At 72.9% G+C, this 20,510-nt stretch carries 12 protein-coding genes; 8 read left to right on the top strand and 4 right to left on the bottom strand.

Going from position 1 to position 20,510, the window contains the following annotated elements:
* Window positions 1-11: 11 nt before the first annotated feature.
* The gene (locus QCD66_RS20240; RefSeq protein ID WP_375734946.1) at window positions 12-3,167 is read left to right on the top strand and encodes an amino acid adenylation domain-containing protein; all 3,156 of its coding nucleotides are present in this window, start codon (window positions 12-14) and stop codon (window positions 3,165-3,167) included.
* Window positions 3,164-8,686, top strand: a complete 5,523-nt coding sequence (locus QCD66_RS20235) for an amino acid adenylation domain-containing protein (RefSeq protein WP_375734945.1) — start codon at window positions 3,164-3,166, stop codon at window positions 8,684-8,686. Before QCD66_RS20240 ends, QCD66_RS20235 begins: the two co-directional genes overlap by 4 nt.
* Window positions 8,687-8,997: 311 nt before the next feature.
* On the opposite strand, the gene QCD66_RS20230 is transcribed toward QCD66_RS20235, so the two are convergent.
* Both QCD66_RS20230 and QCD66_RS20225 read right to left on the bottom strand, forming a co-directional pair.
* Entirely contained in the window at window positions 8,998-9,372 is a 375-nt protein-coding gene (locus tag QCD66_RS20230; RefSeq protein WP_375734944.1) for a hypothetical protein, read from the bottom strand.
* Window positions 9,373-9,418: 46 nt separating this feature from the next.
* On the bottom strand, window positions 9,419-10,171 hold the full coding sequence (locus QCD66_RS20225) for a helix-turn-helix domain-containing protein (protein ID WP_375734943.1): 753 nt from the start codon (window positions 10,169-10,171) through the stop codon (window positions 9,419-9,421).
* 249 nt (window positions 10,172-10,420) lie between these two features.
* Here QCD66_RS20225 and htpG point away from each other — a divergent pair, with 249 nt between their 5' ends.
* Window positions 10,421-12,358 (top strand): molecular chaperone HtpG, encoded by a 1,938-nt coding sequence (htpG, locus tag QCD66_RS20220; protein ID WP_364206655.1) that lies wholly within the window; start codon window positions 10,421-10,423, stop codon window positions 12,356-12,358.
* Window positions 12,359-12,439: 81 nt separating this feature from the next.
* Here htpG and QCD66_RS20215 read toward each other — a convergent pair whose 3' ends face one another.
* Together QCD66_RS20215 and QCD66_RS20210 are read right to left on the bottom strand one after the other, a co-directional pair.
* A complete protein-coding gene (locus QCD66_RS20215; protein WP_375734942.1) occupies window positions 12,440-14,410 on the bottom strand; it encodes a hypothetical protein in 1,971 nt (656 codons plus the stop codon).
* A gap of 30 nt (window positions 14,411-14,440) precedes the next feature.
* Window positions 14,441-15,490, bottom strand: coding sequence for a hypothetical protein (locus QCD66_RS20210; protein ID WP_375734941.1), 1,050 nt, complete (start codon window positions 15,488-15,490; stop codon window positions 14,441-14,443).
* A 297-nt stretch (window positions 15,491-15,787) separates the two neighbouring features.
* On the opposite strand from QCD66_RS20210, the gene QCD66_RS20205 reads away from it, so the two are divergent.
* The 5 genes from QCD66_RS20205 to QCD66_RS20185 all read left to right on the top strand — a co-directional run bounded on the left by QCD66_RS20205 (window position 15,788) and on the right by QCD66_RS20185 (window position 19,998).
* Window positions 15,788-16,147, top strand: coding sequence for a WXG100 family type VII secretion target (locus QCD66_RS20205; RefSeq protein ID WP_246567731.1), 360 nt, complete (start codon window positions 15,788-15,790; stop codon window positions 16,145-16,147).
* 46 nt (window positions 16,148-16,193) lie between these two features.
* On the top strand, window positions 16,194-16,505 hold the full coding sequence (locus tag QCD66_RS20200) for a WXG100 family type VII secretion target (RefSeq protein WP_357541734.1): 312 nt from the start codon (window positions 16,194-16,196) through the stop codon (window positions 16,503-16,505).
* 89 nt (window positions 16,506-16,594) lie between these two features.
* Window positions 16,595-16,999, top strand: coding sequence for a YbaB/EbfC family nucleoid-associated protein (locus tag QCD66_RS20195; RefSeq protein ID WP_364206648.1), 405 nt, complete (start codon window positions 16,595-16,597; stop codon window positions 16,997-16,999).
* On the top strand, window positions 16,992-17,360 hold the full coding sequence (locus QCD66_RS20190) for a hypothetical protein (RefSeq protein WP_364206646.1): 369 nt from the start codon (window positions 16,992-16,994) through the stop codon (window positions 17,358-17,360). The genes QCD66_RS20195 and QCD66_RS20190 overlap by 8 nt, the downstream gene beginning before the upstream one ends.
* A gap of 37 nt (window positions 17,361-17,397) precedes the next feature.
* Window positions 17,398-19,998, top strand: a complete 2,601-nt coding sequence (locus tag QCD66_RS20185; RefSeq protein WP_407566733.1) for a hypothetical protein — start codon at window positions 17,398-17,400, stop codon at window positions 19,996-19,998.
* The last annotated feature ends 512 nt before the right edge of the window (window positions 19,999-20,510 follow it).

The raw sequence follows: 20,510 nt of genomic DNA, 5'->3' as shown, positions 1-20,510 counted from the left end.
TGTGGCGAACGATGATCGAGCTGCCGCTGTCGCCAGCGCAGGAACGACTGTGGTTCCTCGACCGGTTCGATCCGGGCCAGCCCAACAACGTCGCCTTCGCCCGCCGCCTGCACGGCCCGCTCGACCCGGACCTGCTCGCCCGGGCCCTGGCCGTGGTCACCACCCGGCACGAGGCGCTGCGGGCCACGTTCGTCGAACGCGACGGCGCCCCGGTGCAGCTGATCGCCGACCCCGGCGAGTTCGACCTCGAACGCGTCGACCTGTCCGCCGAGCCCGAGCAACTGCGCGAGGACCGGGCCCGCGAGATCGGCTGGGACTACTTCGACACCCGGTTCGACCTGGCCGCCGGGCCGCTGATCCGGGCCGCGCTGCTCAGGTTCGCCGCCGACGACCACCTGCTGGTCATCGTCGTCCACCACGTCGTCTTCGACGGCGCCTCCCAGGCGATCCTGATCGCCGACCTAGGCATCGCCTACGGCGCCCTGCTCACCGGCACCGAGCCGGTGTTCACCCCGCTGCCGGTCGGCTGGGGCGACTACGTACGCGAGCAGGCCGACCAGCCGCCCGGCAAGACCGAACAGGACCTCGCCTACTGGCGCGAGCGGCTCGCCGACGCACCCGCCCTGACCCTGCCGACCGACCTGCCCCGGCCGCTGTTCAAGACCCCGCGCACCGAACGGGTGCACCACCGGATCGCCGGCGACCTGGCCGGTCAGGTGCAGCGGCTGGCCCGCAGCCAGCGCTGCACCCCGTACATGGTGCTGCTCACCGCCTGGCAGCTGCTGCTCGGCCGGCACGCCGGACAGACCGACGTCAGCGTCGGCTCGGCCAGCGCCGGCCGGTCCCGCACCGAACTCGAACCGCTCGTCGGCTGCTTCGTGCACACCCTGGTCATGCGCGGCGACCTGTCCGGCGACCCCACCGTCGCCGAACTGCTGCGCCGCACCCGCACCACCGCCCTGGAGGCGTACGCGCACCAGCAGATCCTCTTCGAACGGCTGGTCGGCGAACTCGACGTGGCCCGCGACGTCAGCCGCACGCCGCTGTTCGAGACGATGTTCATCCTGCACACCCAGGACAGTCCGGAGATGGACATCCTGCCCGGGATCAAGGGCGCGCCGTTCTCGATCGGCATCACCCAGGTCCTGTTCGACCTGGTGCTCGACGCCTGGATCGGCCCGGAGATGCTGGCCCTGTCGCTGCGCTACGACACCGGCCTGTTCACCCCGGACACCGTGCGCGCCTACCTGCAACGCTACGAGGTGCTGCTCCGGGCCATGATCGCCACCCCGGACGCGCGGCTGTCCGAACTGCCGATGGACGACGTCGCCGGGCAACGCCAGGTCCTCGCCTGGGGCCAGGGGCCACGCCGCCGCTACAGCGGCACCGTACCGGGCCTGTTCGCCGCCCGGGCGGCCGCGCACCCGGACGCGCCGGCCGTCGACGACCAGACGTACGGCGACCTCGACGCCCGGGCCAACCGGACCGCCCGGCACCTGGCCGGGCTCGGCGCCGGGCCGGGCACCGTCGTCGGCATCTGCCTGGACCGCGGCCCCGACCTGGTCGCCACCCTGCTGGCCGTCTGGCGCTGTGGCGCCGCCTACCTGCCGCTCGACCCGAACCTGCCGGCCGCCCGGCTGTCCTGGCTGCGTGCCGACGCCGGCGCCACCCACCTGGTCACCAGGCGCGGCGTGGCTCCCGACCTCGACCCCGCCGGGTACGCCCACGTCGTCGACCTCGCCGACGACCCGGCCGCGGGCGAGCCGGCCGACGCCGTCGAACCCCGGTACGACCCGCAGGCGCTGGCCTACGTCCTGCACACCTCCGGCTCCACCGGCCGGCCCAAGGGCGTCGAGGTGTCGCACGCCGCGCTGACCAACCTGCTGCTGTCGATGCGCGACACGCTCGGCAGCGGCCCGTCCGACGTGTGGCTCGGGATCACCTCGCTGTCGTTCGACATCAGCGGCCTGGAGCTCTACCTGCCGCTGGTCACCGGTGCCCGGCTGGTCCTCGTGCCCGAGGACAGCCTCCGGGACGGCGTCGCCGTCGTCCGGATCGCCCACGACAACGCGGTCACCCACGTGCAGGCCACCCCGTCCGGCTGGCGGATGCTGCTCGACGCCGGCTTCAACACGCCGACGGTGACCGCGCTGACCGGCGGCGAGGCGCTGCCGCCCCGGCTCGCCCGCGAGCTGCGGCCCCGGGTGCGCCGCCTGGTCAACGTGTACGGCCCGACCGAGACGACGATCTGGTCCACGGCCGGCGAGATCGCCGACGCCGCCTCGGAGATCACCCTCGGTGGCCCGCTCGCCAACACCCAGCTCTACGTCGTCGACGCGGCACTGCGGCCGGTGCCGGTCGGCGTACCCGGCGAACTGCTGATCGGCGGCGCCGGTGTCGCGCTCGGCTACCGGGGCCGGCCGGAACTGACCGCGCAACGGTTCGTCCCGGACCCGTACGGGCCACCCGGCGCCCGCCTCTACCGCACCGGTGACCGGGTCCGCTGGCTGCGCGGCGGCAAGCTGGAGTTCCTCGGCCGGGTCGACCACCAGGTGAAGATCCGCGGCCACCGCATCGAACTCGGCGAGGTCGAGACCCGGCTCGGCGGACACCCCGACGTGCACCTGGCCGCCGTCGTCACCGCGGGGGAGGGACACGACGCCCGACTGGTCGGCTATGTCACCGCCGCCCCCGGCGCCGAGCCGTCCAGCCGGCAGCTGCGCGCCCACCTGGCCGAGGAGCTGCCCGCCTACATGGTTCCCGGCCAGGTCGTCGTGCTCGACGCCATGCCGCTGAACACCGCCGGCAAGATCGACCGCCGCAACCTGCCCGCCGCCGAGGCCGGCGACCTCGAGGTACGCGAGTACGTCGCACCCCGTACCGAACTGGAGGAGATGGTCACCGCCACCTGGGGCGAGGTGCTCGGCCGCGAGCAGGTCGGCGTCCTCGACGACTTCTTCGACATCGGCGGCCACTCGCTGCTGGCGACCCGGGTCGTCGCCCGGCTCGGCGCCGCCCTCGGCCTGGAGGTGCCGATCCGGGTGCTGTTCCTGCACTCCACCGCCGAGACGTTCGCCGCCGCCGTCGAGGAACTGCTCGTCGCCGACGTCGAACAGCTCTCCGACGACGAGGTCGAAAGCCTGCTCGACGGCGGGGTGGCCCGGTGACCGTCACCGCACCCCGGCCGGGCGGCCTGTCCGAGCAACGCCGGGCCCTGATCGCCCAGCGGCTGCGCCGGGCGGCGGCGGCCACCGCCACGGCGCCGGCGGCGATCCCGCGCCGGCCGGACGGCGAGCCGCCGGCGGTCTCGTTCGGGCAGGAGCGGCTCTGGTTCATGGAGCAGCTCAACCCGGACACGACCGCGTACGTGATGCGGGCCGCCGTCCGGCTCCAGGGCCGGCTGCACCTCGACGCCCTGCGGGCCGCCCTCGGCGACCTCGCCGACCGCCACGAGAGCCTGCGTACCAGCTTCCCAATCTCGGACACCGGCCTGCCGACCGTCCACATCGCACCGACCGTGGAGATCCCGTTCCGGTTCGTGCCGCACGACCCGGCCGCCGGACCCGACGTGCTCGGCTGGGCCCGGATCCTGACCACCCGGGACGCCGGCCCGTTCGACCTCACCCGGGCCCCGCTGCTGCGGGCCATGGTCGTTGAGATCGGCCCCGACGACCACGTGCTGCACATCGCCATGCACCACGCGATCAGCGACGGCTGGTCGCGTCCGGTCCTGCTCGGCGACTGGGCCGCCCTCTACGCCGCCCGGCTCGGCCGGTCCCCGGCGCCACCACCGCTACCCATCGGCTACGCCGACTACGCCGCCTGGCAGCGCGAACGCCTGGACGGCCCGGCCGGCGAGGCGGACCTCGCCTACTGGCGGCGGACGCTGTCCGGCGTACCGCCGCTGGACCTGCCGACCGACCGGCCCCGCCCGCCGGAGATGGGCATCGACGGCGCCGGCCTCAAGGTCCGCTTCCCGGACGAGTTGATCGAGGCGCTGCGCCACCTCGGCCGCGAACACCAGGCGACCCTGTTCATGACCCTGCTCGCCGGCCTGCACACCCTCCTGCACCGGGCCACCGGGCAGCGCGACTTCGCGGTCGGCTCACCGGTCGCCGGCCGGATCCGCCCCGAGTTGGAGAACCTGGTCGGGCTCTTCGTCAACATGCTGTCGCTGCGGGCCGGCATCGGCGCCACGACGACCTTCGCCGACCTGCTCGACCAGACCCGCGACCGGGTCCTGGAGGCCCTCAGCCACCAGGAACTGCCGTTCGAACGGCTGGTCCAGGACCTCAACGTCGAACGCGACACCAGCCGGTCCCCGATCTTCCAGGTCCTCTTCGGCATGCACAACTCCGAGGGGCCGGCCGGCACCTGGCCGGACGGCCTCACCGCGCTGCGCTACGGCCTGCAGATCACCAGCACCAAGCACGACCTCTCGCTCTACGTCGACGAACGCTACGACGGCATGTGGGCCGTCTTCGGCTACCGCACCGACCTGTTCGACGAATCCACGATCGCCCGGCTCGCCGCCCAGTACGTACGGCTGCTCACCCACGCCACCCGCGACCCCGAGGCGCTACTGTCCGAACTGGACCTGATGAGCGCCGAGCGGCGGTCGGCCGTGCTCGCCCTCGGCACCCCGCCGCCCGTACCCGCCGCCGCCGGCACCCTCGCCGACGTCGTCAGCCCGCACGTCACCGCGACCCCCGACGCCCCGGCGATCGTCGCCGCCGGCACGACCACCAGCTACCGCGACCTCGACGCCGCCGCCAACCGGCTCGCCAACTGGCTGCGCGGCCGGGGCGTCGGGCGCGGCGCGCTCGTCGGCGTCTGCCTCGAACAGTCCGCCGAACTGGCCTCGGCGCTGCTCGGCGTGCTGCGTGCCGGTGCCGCCTACGTACCGCTCGACGCCGAACTGCCGCCGGCCCGCCTCGCCGCCATGGTCGACGACGCCCGGCCCGCCCTGGTCCTCACCACCGCCGAACTCACCGACCTGTTCGGCGCCGCACCCACCGTCGCCCTCGACCGGGTACGCGACGAGATCACCGCCCGGCCGGCGACCCACCCCGGACCGGTCGCCGGACCGGACGACCTCGCATACGTCATCTATACCTCCGGCTCCACCGGCCGGCCCAAGGGCGTCGGCGTCGCCCACCGGCAGGTCCGCAACTACCTCGCCGACGTCGCCGAACGCTTCGCAGCCGTACCCGGCGCCAACTGGGCCCTGCCACAGTCGCTGTCGTTCGACTTCGCCGTCACCGTCTTCTACCTCGGCCTGGCGACCGGCGGCGCCGTCCACCTCGTGCCGCGCCGCTGCACCGGCGACGAACTCGCCACCTACCTGCGGGAACACCGCGTCGACTACCTGAAGATGACCCCGTCGCACCTCGCCGCCCTCGCCGTCGAGGTGCCGCCGGCCGACCTGGTCCCGGCCCGCGCGCTGATCCTCGGCGGCGAGGCGTCCCGGCTCGACTGGGCCGCCTCCCTCGCCACCGGCGGCGCCCGGGTCGTCAACCACTACGGCCCGACCGAGGCCACCGTCGGCGTCACCACCTACCCCGTTCCCGCCGGCGCCGACGGGACCGGTGCCACCCCGATCGGCACCCCGCTGCCACACGCCCGGGTCTACGTCCTCGACGACCGCCTGCGCCCCGTCCCGGTCGGCGCCACCGGCGAGATCCACCTCGGCGGTGACCGGCTCGCCCGCGGCTACCTCAACCAGCCCGGGCTGACCGCCACCCGGTTCGTCGCCGACCCGTACGCCGCCGAGCCCGGCGCCCGCATGTACGCCACCGGCGACCTCGGCCGCTGGCGCCCCGACGGCCAGCTCGAATTCCTCGGCCGCCGCGACGGGCAGGTCAAGGTGCGCGGCTACCGGGTCGAACTCGGCGACGTCGAAGCCGCCCTGACCGGCTGCCCCGGCGTCGGCGCCGCCGTCGCGACGCTGCGCGACGACCGGCTCGTCGGCTACCTCCAGCGCGAACCCGACCGGCCCGACACCGACCCCGCCACCCTGCGCCGGCTGCTCGCCGAGACCCTGCCGGAATACATGATCCCCAACCTGTTCGTCTGGCTGGACCGGTTGCCGCTGCAGGAACACGGCAAGGTCGACCGGAAGGCCCTGCCCGAGCCGGCCGCCGCCGTCTCCACCGTCGAACACGTCGAGCCGGACGGGCCGGTCGAGACCGCGATCGCCGAGATCTGGGCCGAGGTCCTGCGCGTCGAACGGGTCGGCGCCCTCGACGACTTCTTCGACCTCGGCGGCCACTCCCTGCTCGCCACCCAGGTCGTCGCCCGGCTGCGCCGCACACTGACCACCGACCGGCCGATCAGCGTCATGGACGTCTTCCGCTGCCGCACCGTACGCGCCCTCGCCGCCCTCGCCACCGGCGAGGACACCTCGACGACCGGCCGGCTGCTGCACGAACTGACCCGCCGCCCCACCGGCCCCCGGCTGCGCTCCTACGTCTGCGTCCCGTACGGCGGCGCCAACGCCGTCGTCTACCAGCCGCTCGCCGACGCGCTGCCCGACGGGCACAGCCTCTACGCCGTCGCCGTACCCGGCCACGACATCGGGCTCGCCGAGGAGATCGAACCGGTCACCGTCACCGCGCAGAAGTGCGTCGACGAGATCCTGGCCACCGTCACCGGACCACTCGTCGTCTACGGCCACTGCGGCCCCGGCGGCGCCCTCGCCGTCGAGATCGCCCGCCGGCTGGAGGAGGCCGGCCGCGAACTCGACGCCGTCTACCTCGGTGGCATCTTCCCGTTCGCCCGGCCGGTCGGCGGCCTCACCGGCTGGCTGTCCAGGCTACGGCTGCGGGAACGGTTCCGCGGCGACCGGGTCTACGCCAACTGGTTGCAGGGCATGGGCGCCGACCTCGGCGCCCTCGACGAGGAACAGCGCCGGTTCCTGATCCGGGCTATGCGGCACGACGCCGAGGCCGCCGAGGACTACTTCACCGACCTGCTGCACAAGCGGGTGACCCCGCTGCGGGCACCGATCATCTCGGTGGTCGGCGACCGCGACCCCGGCACCGAATACCACGAGGAACGCTTCCGCGAGTGGCACTTCCTCTCCGGCACGACCGCCCTGGTCGTGCTCGCCGAGGCCGGGCACTACTTCGCCAAGTTCCGGGCCGGCGAACTCGCCCGCATCCTCACCGGCGTCGACCGGGAGCTGACCGCCGGTCCGGCCGGCACCGTCGAGCGGCCCGCGCCGGCCGGACCCGCGCCGGCCGCCTCCTGGGAACTGGCCGACGTCTCCCGCACCGCCGCCGCACCGGCCGACACCGGACGGCAGCCCGGAATGCGCCGCTTCCTCACCGTCGCCACCGGCCAGATCGTCTCGGCCACCGGCTCGGCGCTCACCGGCTTCGCCGTACCACTGTGGACATACCTGGAGACCGGCTCGCTGATCCGGTTCGCGCTGTTCGCCGTACTCGGTCAGGTGCCCGGCATCCTCGTCGCCCCGATCGCCGGCGCGATCATCGACCGCAGCGACCGCCGGCTGGCCATGCTCGCCGGCGACATCGCCGCGCTCGCGGCCATCGCCACCTTCGCCGCCCTCTACTGGACCGACAACCTGGTGCCCTGGCACATCTACGCCTTCGTCGGCTGGCTGTCGGTCGCATTGACCTTCCAGCGCCTGGCCTACCTGTCGGCCGTACCGCAGCTCGTCCCCAAGCGATACCTCGGCCACGCCAACGGCATGGTGCAACTCGCCGGCGGCGTCGCGCAGTTCCTCGTGCCGCTGGTCGCCGTCGGCCTCATCGCCAGCATCGGGCTCGGCGGCATCCTGCTGATCGACCTGGTCAGCTACGCGTTCGTGACGACCGTCCTGCTCATCGTCCGGTTCCCGAGCACGATGGCCCGACGGCGCCGGGAGAGCCTGCTCGCCGAGATCACCGGCGGGCTGCGCTACACCGTACGGCACCGCAACTTCCGCGCCATGGTGCTCTTCTTCGCCGCCTTCAACCTCTTCCTCGCCCCGATGTTCCTGCTGCTGTCGCCGCTCGTGCTCGCCTTCGCCCCGCTGGAGTCGGTGGCCCGCGTCTCGCTCGCCGGTGGCGCCGGCGCCCTGCTCGGCGGCGGCATCATGGCGATCTGGGGCGGCCCGAGTCACCGCCGGATGCGCGGCATGCTCCTGATGACGTTCGTCTTCGCCGGAGCCGGCCTGCTCACCGGCCTGCGACCCAGCATCGCCATGGTCGCCGCCGGCGCACTGGGCATGTCACTGTCGCTGTCGGTGATCAACGGCATCTGGCTGACCATCATCCAGACCAAGGTGCCGCAGCGCCTGCACGCCCGGGTCATCGCCCTCAACATGGTCATCGCGCTGTCCACGATGCCGCTCGGCCAGGCCGTGCTCGCCCCGGGCCTCGTCCCGATCTTCGAGCCGCTGCTCGCCGACGGCGGTCCGCTCGCCGGCACCGCCGGCCTGGTCCTCGGCGTCGGGGAGGGGCGGGGCACCGGCCTGCTGTACGTCGTACTCGGGATCTGCGTCGCCGTCGTCGTCGCGGTGTCGTTGCGGATCCGCAGCCTGGCCCGCTTCGACGACGAGGTCGCCGACGCGACACCGGACGACCTGGTCGGCCTGCAGACCTTCGCCGAGCGGACCGCCGCCGACGCGGGCGGCGAGGCGGTGACGGCGGCCGAGTCGCGCCAGCCGGTCAAGGTATGACCGGACTCCCGGGCCGGTAGCGGGCCCTGACGTTGCAGCGTTCGCGGGAGGTGGGTGTCGAAGTCGGTGGTCTCCGACAGTGCGGTGAGGGTGACCCCGCGGCGGCGGCGTAGCTCGCACAGCCGTGGTCCGACCGCGGCCAGCGCGGCATCGAATTCGTGGCTCATCCGGCTCGTCACGGGCGGGCCGGGGTGGAGACTCCCGCGGCGGCGGGGGTACCACTGTTGGTCTCCACAGCGAATTCGGCGTATCCACAGCGAATTCGCTGTGGAGACCAACACCGACCGGTGCCCGTCACCAAGCTGATGGCGTCACGCCTGCGGCCCGGGCGCTGCTGACGGCCACGGAACCCACGGCAACGCGTCCCGCCACCCTGGCCGGTCGGAAGCCCAGTCGGCGAGGATCCGCGCGACCGACTCCACGCCGATGACGTCGGGCCGCCTGGGTACCTGCGCCTGGAAGTGCCGGTCCGCGCCGCCCTCCCGGTACTCCACCTGGTAGCTGAGGTCGTCGTTGAGATAGACCTGCATGTAGTGGTGTCCGGCCGGCTCCCGGTCGAGCCGCTCGACGATGACGAACCGCTGTCTCAGGTTCATGTCGGCCAGCAGGTCGTGCAGAGCGACCTCCGACGGGTCGTCGAAGACCTGCTCCGACGCATCGATCGCGCGTACGGTCGGCATCGTCACCACCCGAATCTAGCCGCCGCGCAACCATGGCACCCGGCGGCCGGGTTCATGGACGACGTCGAGAAGGAACGGCGGCGCTGGACGTAGCCGGCAACTGCCGGGGCGGGCGCCGGCGCAGGATCTGGGCGGCGTTGTTCGCGGCCCGGCGGGCGGCCGTGGTCAGTCGCGGCCGCAGGAAGTGGTCCGGGAAGCCGGCGATCTCGATGACGGCGACCGGCCGGCCGGCCGGACCGAGCACCGGCACGGCGACCACCTCCAGCCCGGCCGGCCCGCCACCCGCGTCCGGGCCAGGGTCGGCGGCCGGGCCGCGACCCTCCGACCCCACCGGGTCCGGCGCACCGGCCAGCAGGAGTTGGCCACCGACGCTGTCCGGGGCGGGGGACCGGTCGGGGTAGCCGCGCATGACGGCGGCATACCTCCGGGTGAACAGCCGTTCGACGGCGACCGCCTCGTCGCCGCGCAGGACGAGCAGCCGGACGACCTGGTCGGTGTCGTAGGCCAGTTCGATCAGGTACGGCATCAGGACCCGACGCAGCTCCTGCTCGTCGGCGGTGACGGTGGTGACCAGGCGGAGCAGCCGGGGCCCGGCCAGGTAGCGGGTGCCGTGCCGCTGGACGACGTCGAGGCGCTGGAGCGTACGCAGGAGCCGGTAGGTGGTGGTCTTCGGCAGACCCGCCCGGTGGACCAGGTTCGCCAGCGTGTGCGGCGTGCCGCCGGTGGCGACGAGTTCCATCAGGGTGACGAGGCGTTCGGCGACCTCGGTGCGGGCGTCGGCGGGTGGGGTGGGCAGGCTGGACATGACCGCTCCAGACCTATCGGTCGGGTACGTCGGGTGGCTGGTCGCGAAGCCGGTCCAACTCTGCCCGAGACGCCGTTCACCTGCCAAAACGCCGGTTCCGGCAGCCGGAACCGGCGGCTGTCGCGATCCCGACCGGGCCGGCGTCCGCCGTCGGCGCGGGAAGTTCCTCCACCGGTACGCACGACGGCGGGGGAAGAGGGCCGCTGGGGTAGCATCTCCTGTCGAAAATCGCCGCCGGAGAAGGATTCGATGAGTACCCAGACCGAGACTCTTGAGTTTCAAGCTGAGGCGCGCCAGCTCCTGCACCTGATGGTCCATTCGATCTATTCGAACAAGGACACCTTCCTGCGGGAACTGATCTCCAACGCGTCCGACGCGCTGGACAAGCTGCGGCTACAGGCCCTGCTCGACAAGGAACTCCAGGTCGACACCTCCGACCTGCACATCGACATCGAGATCGACGCCGAGCGGCGTACGCTCGCCATCCGTGACAACGGGATCGGCATGTCGCGCGACGACGTGGTCAGCCTGGTCGGCACGATCGCCAAGTCCGGCACCGCCGAGTTCCTGCGCAAGCTCAAGGACACCAAGGACGCCGCCGCGTCGAAGGACCTGATCGGGCAGTTCGGGGTCGGCTTCTACTCCAGCTTCATGGTCGCCGACAAGGTCACCCTGCTGACCCGCAAGGCCGGCGAGCAGCAGGCGACCCGCTGGGAGTCGACCGGCGAGGGGACGTACACGATCGAGCAGGTCGACGACGCGCCGCAGGGTACGACGGTCACCCTGCACCTCAAGCCGGCCGACGAGGAGGACCAGCTCTTCGACTACACGAAGCCCTGGAAGATCCGGCAGTTGGTCAAGCAGCACTCGGACTTCATCGCCTGGCCGATCCGGATGCCGGTCGACCAGCCGCCGGCCGGCGAGACCGACACCGGGGCCGAGGGCGAGATCACCGCCCCGGCGACCGAGACGGTCAACTCGATGAAGGCGCTCTGGGCCCGTCCGAAGGACGAGGTCGAGAAGTCCGAATACCACGAGTTCTACAAGCACGTCAGCCACGACTGGACCGACCCGCTCGACATCATCCACCTGCGGGCCGAGGGCACCTTCGAATACCAGGCGCTGCTGTTCATCCCGTCGCACGCGCCGCTCGACCTCTTCACCCGCGAGGCGAAGCGCGGCGTCCAGCTCTACGTCAAGCGGGTGTTCATCATGGACGACTGCGAGCCGCTCGTCCCCGAATATCTGCGGTTCGTCAAGGGTGTCGTCGACGCCCAGGACCTGTCGCTGAACGTGTCGCGGGAAACCCTGCAGCAGGACCGCCAGGTGCAGCTCATGCGGCGCCGCCTGGTCAAGAAGGTGCTGTCGTCGATCAAGGACCTGCTGACCTCCGACGCCGAGCGCTACGACACGTTCTGGCGCGAGTTCGGCCGGGCCGTCAAGGAGGGCCTGCTCAGCGACGTCGACAACCGGGACGCGATCCTGGAGATCACCTCGGTCGCCTCGACCCACGACGCCGACAAGCCGACGACGCTGCGGCAGTACGTCGAGCGGATGAAGGACGGCCAGGAGCACATCTACTACGTGACGGGGGAGTCGCGGTCGGTCATCGAGAACTCTCCGCACATGGAGGCGTTCCGGGCCAAGGGCTACGAGGTGCTGCTGCTCACCGACCCGATCGACGAGCTGTGGGTGGAGTCGGTGCCGGAGTTCGACGGCAAGCGGTTCCAGTCGATCGCCAAGGGGCAGGTCGACCTCGACACCGACGAGGAGAAGAAGGCCGCCGAGGCCGAGCGGGAGCAGCGCAAGGAGGAGTTCGCCGACCTGCTGTCGTGGATGACCACGACGCTGCAGGACGACGTCAAGGAGGTTCGGCTCTCGTCCCGCCTCACCACCTCGCCGTCCTGTGTGGTCAGTGACGAGCACGACGTCACGCCGACCCTGGAGAAGATGTACCGGGCGATGGGGCAGGAGGTGCCGCGGATCAAGCGGATCCTCGAACTCAACCCCAGCCACCCGCTGGTGACCGGCCTGCGTACGGCCCGCGCCGAGGGCAAGGACGAGGCCACCCTGGCGCAGACCGCCGAACTGCTCTACGGCATGGCACTGCTCGCCGAGGGTGGCGAGCTGAGCGACCCGGCCCGCTTCATCCGCGTACTCTCCGAGCGCCTGACCACGGCGCTCTGACCCGTCGCCCGGGCCCGGCGCGACGGCGCCGGGCCCGGCCCGGGCAACACGGCCGCGCCCGGCGTGTGGCTGACCGGCCGGTCAGCCGCCGCCGAGCGCGGTCTTCGGTTCCGCCCGGTACGTCGTCGTGTCCTCCCGGCCCTTGCCGAGCACGCCGCCACCGGGCGTCTCGACCACGAACACGTCCTCGTCGGTCAGGATCCGGCGCTCCCCGTCGGCACCGGCGGCCGGGGCGCGGGCGGCGTCGACCGGCTGCCCGTCGGCGCTGGTCCGCCGGGTGGCCAGCTCCGGCGGTACGGTGCCGCCGCGGTTGCCGCCGGCCGGGAAGGCCGAACCGGTCGGGGCACGACGCAGCGAGGTCGGTACCTCTTCGAGCCGGGACACCGCCGAGCCGGACGGCGGCAGCGCGGGCGCGTCGAGGACCGGCTCGGACGTGTCGGCCCGGGCCTCCTCGGTGCCGACCCACTGTGCGTCCGGGTTCGACCGGCGCCGGTCCCGCGCGGTCGCCTTGCGCCGGTCACCGGTGGCGGGCGGCGGGGTGGCACCCGCCGCCGGACGCCCGAGAACCGGCGGGGTGGTGCCGGGCCGGGCCGGGGTGTTCGGACCGCCGATCCGGTCGCCGCGCGTCGGCTGCGCCGTCGGCGTCTGGCGTAGGACCGGTGGCGCGAGCCCGGCCGGCGGGCGGCCGAACGGGCTGTCCCGGCCCGGCTGCTGTCGCAGCTGCGTGCCGTCCTGGGCGCCGCCGTCGCGACCGGGTAGCCGGCCACCGGGCGGGACCGCCCCCGGCGTGCGGGCGGCCGGCGACGTGAGTGCCGGCTGCGCCGGCGGTTGCGGGATGCCGCCCGGGCCGCGGCCCTGGAGGACTCCGTTGCGCATGCTGGCCGGATTGGGCGGCAGCGCGGGTGGCGCGGCGCCCGGCCGTGGAGCGCTCGCCGGGGCGGTGCCGGGCGGCGGGCTGCCGGCCGGAAGCTGCCCCGGGTTCGCACCGGGGTTCCCGCCGGGGTTGCCGCCCGGCAGCCCCGGTGCGACCGGCGGCCGCAGTGCCGGCATGGCCGGCGGGGTGCGGTTCGGGGCGACCGGTGGTGACCCGGCCGGCATGACCGGTGCGACCGGCCGGGCCTGGTCGGGCCGGGTCGGCACGGCCCGTGGATCGGTGACCCGGCTGGGGTCGGGCGCCCGGGGCGGTGTCGGCCGCGTCGGATTGTTGGTAAGTGCGGTCGGCACCACCGGTGCGGGTGGCGCGACCGGCGGGGTGGCGGTGATGCGCGGCACCCCGGGCGGCGGCGGAGCGCCCAGGTTCGGGCCACCCCCGGGAGTACGCCAGGGCGGGTGCCCGACGACGTTCATCACCGCGTTCGGCGGCATGAAGGGTGGACCGTGCCCGCCGCTCATCTTGCTGAACGTGTCGAAGTACTCGCCGGCGACCCGGTAGGCGAGCTGCTGCGCCTTGCGGTTGTATTCCTGCTGGGTCTCGTTGACGGCCTCGGACTCGGCGGCCTTCAGCCCGGCGTCCCCGTCGTAGATGCCGAGGGTGATGCCGGTCTTGAAGCCCTCCATGAAGGCGGTGCCGCCGCTGGCGGTCTTCGCGTCGTCGATCGCCGCCTCGTACTCGTTCCAGAGATTCTGCACGTCGGTCCGGGACTGGCGGGCGATGCCGACCTGGGCGCGCAGCGCGGTCTCGTTGTTGAGCGCCGCGTCCATCCACTCGTCGAGGTAGGCCAGGGTGGTGCCCGGCCCCATCTTCATGAACGCGTCGCGGGCCTCGGCCGACTTCCACGTCTCGTCGTACAGCGTCCGGCTCTGGCTGTACAACTGCTCACGGATGCTGGCGAGCAGGGCGTACGCGTTGTGCCACTGGTCGGCCAGGGCTGAGATGTCCTCCGGATGCTGCCCCATGAGCTGCTGGTAGACGACCTCGATGGTGGCGCCGCCGTCGCCCGCCGGCGGGGTGAAGGACAGGTTGGGGTTGGATTCCGGCTGGTGGTAGCGGGTGCCCTCACCGTTGGGTCCGCCGGAGCTGTAGATGGCCCGGGCGCCCCAGTATTCGGCCATGACGTCTCCCCTCGGATCGCGGTGGTGCCGCTACCAGCTCGGCAGGTAGTTGCGGTCCTGGATCTCCTCCAGCGCCTCGGCGCCCGGCGACTCCGGAGTGCCCTCGACACCCTCGGTCTGCTCGCCGATGACGACCCGCTGGGTCTCGTTGCCCTGGCCGTCGGCGCTGGTGATGGTCTGCACCCCGGCGGCGTTGGTGGAGTCGGTGTTCGTCGAGGTCACCGCCCCGTCGGCGTTGCTCCGGGTGACCGTGGTCGACTGGCTGCCGTCGCTCCCGTAGCGGCTGGTGGTGGTCTCGCTGCCGGTCACGTTGCCGTTCCCGTCGTACGACGTCTGGGTGGTGACGTAGCCGTCGGCGGTCGCGTAGCCGTTCGTCCGGCTCGAACTGCGGCTGATCACCTCGCCGTTGGCGCCGGTGACGACGATCGTGGTCATCGTGCCGCCACCGGGGATGTTGAACTCGGTGATCGAGCGGGTGGTGCCCGCCGAACCGACCGTGCTGGTCGTGGTGCTGCCGTCCGGGTTGTGGGTGATCTCGGTCGGGCCGTTGAACGACTCACCGGCGGTGTATTCGCCGGTGCCCTCCTGGATGGCCTTGCTGTAGGCGTCGAACCAGGTCTCGCCGGTGACCCACGGCGGCAGGCCCGCCGGGCGTTCGGCGCGCGAGTCGCCGAACGCGAACAGCACCGAGTCGAGCGAGGCGGCCGACCAGCCGTCGGTCGAGGAGTAGGCGTCGGCCACGGTCTGGGCGGCCATCCCGATGTTGTTCAGCGCGGTGCCGAGGAACAGCAGGTACTGCTGCAGCTCGCCGTAGTTGGCGGTCATCTGCGACATCGCGTACGCGCCCTCGGGCAGGACGTTGCCGGTCCACGCGCTCGCCGGCAGCGAGCCGAGAAGGTTCAGCCGGGGGGTGAGACCGTTGAGGTTCTCCTCGATGGTCTTCATGTCCTTGCCGTAGTCGACCAGGCCGTCGATGTCGACGTCGAGCGGTTCCTGGCCGTCGAGCCAGGTCCGCGAGGTGTTGGCCCGGGTCTGCTCCCCGTACGGATTGTGGACGCCGCCGCCCCCGTCCTCTGCCACCGACCCTCCCCAATGGTCCGGCGCGCCCGATGGTCCGGCGCCCGATCGTCCGGCGCGCCCGATGGTGTCCGGCGCCTCGGCCGGGTCGTCCCCGACCGGTATCCATGATCCGGAACGAGTCTAGTGCCGGCCGGCAAGCCACCCTACCCGGCGTGTTGGCCGCCTCTCGTACGCTACCCAGGGTGGATCGATCGGACGAAGGACGCTACGTTCGGATCTCTGCCAGACGCACCGATATGTCGATACAGGCTGGCTCCGCCAGGGGAGCCGGGTGAAAAGGAGCGGGGTGACACCACGATGACGGCGACTCCGGGAATGGGCCAGGTCCAGGCCACCCAGGCGCAGCTCGACGCGATGGCGCAGAAGTGCCAGGAGACCCGGGAGAGCTTGGCGACCGGTATGGCGCAGCTCGTCGGGCGGATCGAAGGGCTCGGCGGGGCCGGCATGCGCGGTTCGGCGAACGCCGCCCTGCAGGACGTGTCGGTCCAGCTCAACGAGGGTCTGAAGAAGATCCTGAACGCACTCGACGAGCTCTCCGGGAAGATGAGCAACGCCTCGACGCTCTACGGCGTCAACGACGAGGAGGCGGCCGCCGACATCCGCGCCGCCGCGGCCGAGACCGGCAGCAGCACCGTGATGAGCGTCCTGCGGGGCTGAGACCCGCTCCATACTTCGGCTATTCGACTGGGGAAGGCACGACACGATGAGTGGTCCGAGCTACGGTGCCGACGGCACCATCACCTACAACTTCGGCCAGATCACCGACGTGGCGACCGCGATCGGCACCTACCAGGGTGCGATGGACGGATCGCTGCAGGATCTCTACACGCAGTTCACCCAGCTCTTCGCCGCCGACTGGCAGGGCCCCGCGGGCGAGGCCTGCGACGAGGCGCGGCGGCAGTGGAACCAGGGCGCGTCCGAGGTCAAGGAGGCGCTGTCGCGGGTCGGCGTCAAGCTCGGCGCCTCGGCCGACCGGATGCAGGCGATCGACCGGCAGATCGCCGCCGGAATGTGACCGTCGGTGACCGGCGTCGGCCCACGGTACCGACAGTGGGCACCCGCCGGTCACCGCTGGCCGCACGCTACTGACCCTGGGGAGGGGCGGTGACCGACAGGCCCAACTGGGGCGCGCTGGAGGGGATGCTCAAGGACCTCCGGCGCACGATGTCCGGCATGGACGAAACCCAGAAGCGGATGCTGCGGGTCACCGGCACGGCGTGGTCCGACGACGGCATGATCAGGGTCGTCGTCGGACCCCGCGGCCACCTGCTCGAACTCGACATCGACCCGCGGGTGCTGCGCCGGCCCGACTCCAAGGCCCTGTCCACGGCGATCCTCGCCACCACCAGGCTCGCCGTCGAGGACGCCGCCGCGCAGAGCCGGGCGATCCTCGACGACGTCGTACCCCGCGACCTGCGCGACGTCGCGGGCGCCGACGGCACCGACCTGACCCGGATCATCGGCAGCCATGACGCCGACGTGCGCCTGACGAAGGACGACGATGAGTAACTACGTCGACATCCGGTCGAGCATCGCCGACATCATCGGCCTGGCCAACAACATCAAGGTCTCCGGCGAGCAGCTGGACAGCACGATGACCACCGCGATGTCGACCATCACCAACCTCGAGGGCGGCCCGGAGACCTTCCCGCGCGACGAGTTCACCGACGCGTTCCTCGAGCACTACCACAAGTCCGTCGAGGCGTCCGACGGCACCAGCCTGCCCGCGAACGACGCGATCAAGGCGTCCGCCCCCGAACTCGGCAAGGCGATGGTCGCGCTCGGTGACTTCGTGACCAACGCGATGTGGAGCTACAGCGCGGGCGACGACGGCAACGCCGGCGACATCGCCGGATCGACCAGCGTCTGACGGGTGGGACGGCCAGGCGGGCACCGCGGGGGACCGGGTGTCGGATAACGACCGGTTCTTCGCCGAGGCGATGGACATGATCGCCGACCTCATCGAGTGGATTCCCGGGATCGACTCGACGGTCGGCGAGGTCCTGATCGGCAAGATCCCCAAGTCCAGCGCGGTCGACGTCTACGAACTCGCCGACGCCTGGGGGGCCGCCGCCGAGTCGCTGGCCGAGTCGTACGAGACGGCGCTGCACGCCGCCGACGGCATCCTGCAGAACTGGGCCGGCGACGGCGCCGCCATGGAGTTCCACCGGGCCTGGGCCGACTACCTCCAGTCGCTGGGACAGATGGTCGGCACCCTCGGCTCGATGCAGCAGGGCGTGCAGAGCTTCGGCCTCCAGATCGAGCTGATGAAGTTCATGGCGCTGCTCGGCCTGATCATGCTGATCGTCTCGCTGATCATGCTCATCGTCGCGGCGATCCCCACCGGCGGGCTGTCGCTGGGCGGCGCCGCCGGCGCGATCGCCACCTTCCGCGGCGCGCTCGCCGCGGCCGCCGCCCTGGTCCGCTCCGCGATCAGCGCGATCACGATCCGGGCCGCGATCCGGGCCGTCAACCTCGCCGTCGCCCGCGCCGTGCCGACCGTCGTACGGGCCGTCTCGCCGAGCGTGCTGCGGGTGACCGTGCCGACGTTCGCGCGTACGACGCTGCCCCGGGTCGTCACCGCGATCCCCCGGGCGGCCGCCACGCTGCCCCCGCTGCGGACCGCGCTGACCACCGTCGCCCGGCAGACCAGCAACACCCTGGCCCGCAACATGCTGCCGCGCCACGTCATCGCCCGTACCGTCGCCGACCGGATGGCCGGCCAGTGGCTGCGCCAGGCGACCAACCGGGCCGTACAACGCGAACTCCAGCGCCAGCTCGGCACCCAGGCCCGGATCCTGGCCGGCCGGGGCCTGCTCGCCACCCGTGCCCAGCTGGTCAAGGAGTTCGAGCAGCAGCTCCTGACCAGGTTCGGCGCCCAGACGGTCGCCGGTCAGACCGGGGCGCGGCTCGCCGTCAACGAGACGTTCGAACAGATCTCCCGGCAGAGCCTGAACCAGTACGTCGCCCGCGAGATCGCCGAGGTCTCGTTCACCCGCGAACTCGCCAAGTACGTCGGCGCCCGGGTCGCGATCGGCGCCGGCTTCATGGGCGGCGGCAACATGGTCGGCCAGCTGATGCAGATCGCGCAGGGCACCCGTACCGACCTCGACGTCGGCCAGATCGTCACCGGCACCGTCCAGGGCGGCCTCTTCGGCGCGGCCATGTTCGGCGGACTGCCCGGCCAGGTCGTCGGCGGCACCACCGCGGGCGGCCTCATCGGCGGCGGCACCACGCTGCTGGCCGGCGGAAGCTGGTCCGAGGTACGCGACCAGGCGCTGCTCGGCGCCCGCGACGGCGCCATCGAGGGCGTCTTCAACGGCATGCAGACCCACCTCGAACTCGCCCACCCCAGCGGCGGCCTGCGTATCGGCCAGGAAACCCTCGCCCTGCCCCGCGAAGTCGGCATCGTCGACCGCAACTCCGGCGTCCAACTACGGTTCAACGACAAGGGTGTGCAGTTCGCCCGCGTCGACGCCGACGGCGTACGGGTCGAGTCCGGCGCGATCGACCGGCAGGGCAACGTGCTCGACCGGGAGACGTTCACCCCGGCGCCGCCGGAACCGGCCGATGGATCCGTACCGGCCGGGGTGCCGCAGTTGCCGCCGGCCGACGCGCCGCGTGGAGCGGGTGACGCCGCACCGCGCCCGACCGGCCCCGCCGACGGTGGCCCACGCCCGCCCGGCCCCGACGGCGGCCCGCGCCAGCCGGCCACCGGGGCGGCCCACGGGTGCCGGAACCGACCCGGCCCGCCGACGGGGACCCCGGCGTCATCGAGCGTCCGCCGCCGGCCGCGAAGACGCCCGCCCTCGACCCCGCCCCGACCCCCGACGGGACACCCGCCGACCCGCCCCTCACCGACCCGGCCCCGACCCGGTTGCCGACCGCTCCGGTCCCGCCCCGACCCCGGACCGCCCCGACCCGGGCGCCGACCGGCCGGACCGGTCCGACGCCGACCCGGGCACCGACCGCGGTGCCCCGCAACCGACCGCCGACCGGGGCGACGCCGCGGCGATACCCGGGCCGCGCGGGCCCGAGTCGCACGTGGACACCGCCCCGCCGGCACCGGCCACCCCCGACGGACCCGGCGACCGGCCGTCCAGTCCGGGCGACGCGCCCGACCACGGCCCGGCCGGACCCATCGTCGCGCCGGAGGCGATCCCGGCCGACGCGCAACGGGACCCGTTCCAGGTCGTACCCGCCGAACCGGTGGCGTTCGGGCCCGGCACCCCCGCGCCGGACGTGGTCGCCGACCGCATCGACGGGCACATCGGCGGCCTGCTCGACGGGCGTGGACCGGACACACCCGACCAGCCGCACCGGGCCACCTGGCACCCGGACAGCCGCACCCTGACCGTGCACTATCCCGACGGGCTCGCGGTCCAGGTGGCGATACAGGTCAACACGGCGCTGCCGGCGGGGCAGCCGGTCGTCGTCCGGCCCAACCTGGCGGTCGTCGACGGCCGTTGGGCGCAGGCCGGTCCGGCCGGCATCGTCCTGCCCGGTGACCTGCCGGTCGACCCGGCCGGCCGGGCCGCCGCCGTCGACCGGCAGCTCGCCGCCGGCTGGCGGACCCTGCACCAGGAGCTGCACGGCATCCTGGAACGCCCGCCGGCGGACCCGACCGGGTCACCCGATCCCACCGTGGTGCCGGACTCGACCGTGGCGCCCGACCCGACGGCGGCGCCGGATTCGGCCGTGGCGCCGGATTCGGCCGTGGCGCCCGACCCCACGGCGACGCCCGACCCGACCGCAGCGCCGGACGCGACCGCGCCGTCCGCACGCCCCGAACCCGGGCCGGACCACCGTCCGGACGAGGCCACCGACCAGGCCCCGCCCCCGGACCGCACGCCGCCGGACCACGTGCCGCCGCCGGAGCCGGCTCAGCCGCACCAGCCGCCGGCACCCACCCCCGACCCGGCCGGCACCGGGCTGCCGCTTCCCGACCTCGTGCAGCCGGGCGACGTACCGGTGCTCGGGCTGGACCAGGTCACCTTCCGCGACGCCGGCCCCGCCGGCC

Source organism: Polymorphospora sp. A560 (assembly GCF_045781765.1).
GTDB classification, from domain to species: Bacteria; Actinomycetota; Actinomycetes; order Mycobacteriales; family Micromonosporaceae; genus Polymorphospora; species Polymorphospora lycopeni.
This window is presented reverse-complemented; position numbering and strand designations above follow the sequence as displayed.